We start from the raw sequence: 696 nt of genomic DNA, 5'->3' as shown, positions 1-696 counted from the left end.
CGTCGCCGGTGCCCTGCACCCGCACCCCGGCCTCCCGCTTGCGCAACTCCCGCCGCCGGTCCGCCGCCGCAGGGTCCGCAGCGATCAGCGCGGCCTCGAGCCGGACGCGCAACGTCGAGGGCGCGCACCCTGCCGCGGCCCACGCCACCCCGCGGGCGGCGACCGCGTCGACGATCGCGTCGTCGACCGGGCCGCCCCACGACCGGGCCTGGTAGCGCAGCGCCCGCACGATGGCCTTGGCACGGGTCTCATCGATCCGCTGATCAGCCAACGCATCCCACACCGCCGGGAACTGCCGGACCAGCGTCAGGTCGTCATCCACCAGGTACCGGGCCGACCCGACGGACATGTTCAGCAGGACCGCGACCTCGTCGGGCAGGAAGTCATCGGCGGTCTGCAGTGACGGGTCAAGATCCGGGTCGGCGTCGGGGCGGGTGTCGGTGCGCGCACCGGGCGCGAACGGCAGCGGCTGCCGGGCCCCGAGGGTGGCCTTCCGCTCGATCAGGCCGGCGCGGTAGGCGGCCAGGGCCGACATCTGCTTGGCCACCGAGGCCAGCTCCGCGTCCAGCTCGGTACCCGAGAGCCCGGCGGCGGCCGCGAGCTCGGTCAGCCGTGGCACCGGCGCAGCGTCGACGGGGACAGCGGTGACGTAGGGGGTCACCTCCACCCGGAACCGTCGCGCCGTCGCTGTCATGG

At 75.0% G+C, this 696-nt stretch carries 1 protein-coding gene; it reads right to left on the bottom strand.

Going from position 1 to position 696, the window contains the following annotated elements:
- Positions 1–619 (bottom strand): hypothetical protein (locus tag UXQ13_RS23580; protein ID WP_419146495.1); only part of this gene is annotated, 619 nt, incomplete at its 3' end.
- Positions 620–696: the final 77 nt, after the last annotated feature.

The organism is Klenkia terrae (assembly GCF_037083865.1).
Taxonomy (GTDB): Bacteria; Actinomycetota; Actinomycetes; order Mycobacteriales; family Geodermatophilaceae; genus Klenkia; species Klenkia terrae.
Note: the sequence above shows the minus strand (reverse complement) of the source record. Positions and strands in the feature narration are given on the sequence as shown.